The sequence below is a fragment of the Rhizobium sp. P1_E6 genome, from assembly GCF_056405875.1.
The window spans coordinates 1-1563 of the sequence record NZ_JBFUBG010000263.1; the positions used below are offsets into that span (position 1 = coordinate 1).

Below are 1563 nucleotides of genomic sequence, written 5' to 3' on the forward strand. Positions count from 1 at the left end.
CCATGCGCTCGATGATCACAACCTGCTGATAGTCCTTTTCGCCGAAATAGGACCTGTCGGGCTGAACAATGTTGAGGATTTTGCAGACGACCGTTGCGACGCCGGCAAAATGCCCGGGCCGGACCGAGCCTTCCAACAGCCCGCCAAGCGCGGGAACGTCGACCACAGTCAGCATCGGGCGCGGATACATGTCCTCGACGGTCGGAGCAAACAGGATATCAACGCCAGCCTCTCTGAGCAGGGCGCCGTCGCGCTCGAGATCACGGGGATATTTCGTCAGATCCTCGTTGGGGCCAAATTGCAGAGGATTGACGAATATCGAGGCAACGACGACGTCATCTGCGGCGCGCGCACGGGCCATCAGTTCCATATGCCCGGCATGCAGATAGCCCATTGTCGGGACCAAACCGACCGTGCGGCCCTCTCCCCTCAGGCCTGCGAGCGCGTGGCGTAGCGCTTCGATACTTGCATAAACCTTCATTCCGTCTCCTCCGGTTTCGGGCCGACACAAAAACGGCAAGAGAAGAACGACGTCAATCGGGCGCAAAACATAATATCGATTAGATAAGCTGCATGTTCACAAGCTCTCCTTATTCGGCCCTTAGGCATGGGGATTGGAGCATAATGCCACCTACATGACTGGCCGCTCCATCGCCATGCGCATCGTCCCCTCATCCTCGTCTGGCTGCCGCCGGGTCTGACAGAGCTGCGCGGCTTCACAAGTTCGCAGCCGATCTTCCTTCGATTCGAGAGACAGCGGTGCATGCGCTGCGTCCATCGACGAGGGGGCAAGCAGACGCATGTCAGCCGTTCCTTTCGGACAAAGACACCTCAGATCGCGTCATAATGCTCGATTTGCGGGTCGGCGCCGACGGCCTCGTGTTGCGTTGCGAAGCGATCATCGTTAACGCTGTCGATGAGCAGCGCGTGTTGGAAACCTCTTGGTGCGAGATCGCAACCTTGCACTCTTCCCCGTCGCTTTGGATATTAAAAAACACGAAGTTATATCAGCGGCTTGCGAAGGGCTTCCATCAAGGGCGAATGTTTAGACGCCGCCAGTGCCATCCGCCGGTTCAGATGAATGAGGGATCCAGGGCCGTGTTTTTCGAACGGATGATCGTAACCAGGTGCTTACGCATCATATGCGTGCTGGCCCTGGCATCCGTTGGTTTTGGCCATCAATTCAATCCGACGTTGCTCCTGCAGCAGCGGATCGATGCGGCCGCCGAATTCGCTCTGCCCGACGGCTCTATCCCGTCGCTTTGCGAAAACGACAAAAATTCTGGCGGAAAGCAACCGGCAGGTTTTGCGCAAAGTTGCGAGGCCTGCAGGATTATCGCATCCGTCCTTTTGCCTGCGCCTTCGGATCAATGCGGTCGGCGGATTGCGTTCTCGCTGCAGCCTGCGTTGCCTGGCGCACATCCGACACCGCTCTATCCGTTCGTGCCTCCGAAATCGCGGCCGCGCGCGCCGCCGCATTCACTCCAATTGGTCTGATCCTTCGGGATAAAACCCACATTCAGGACCGGCGCCCTCCGCGCCAACAATCTTTCGGAACATTTT

2 protein-coding genes are annotated in these 1563 nt (G+C 57.8%); one reads left to right on the forward strand and one right to left on the reverse strand.

Annotation, left to right across the window (positions count from 1 at the left end; all coding sequences use genetic code 11):
* Nucleotides 1-481 (reverse strand): pantoate--beta-alanine ligase (gene panC, locus AC1D35_RS36035; RefSeq protein WP_477942787.1); only part of this gene is annotated, 481 nt, incomplete at its 3' end.
* A 278-nt stretch (nt 482-759) separates the two neighbouring features.
* Between panC and AC1D35_RS36040 the strand changes: the two genes are divergently transcribed.
* Nucleotides 760-1497, forward strand: a complete 738-nt coding sequence (locus AC1D35_RS36040; protein ID WP_477942789.1) for a hypothetical protein — start codon at nt 760-762, stop codon at nt 1495-1497.
* Nucleotides 1498-1563 lie beyond the last annotated feature (66 nt).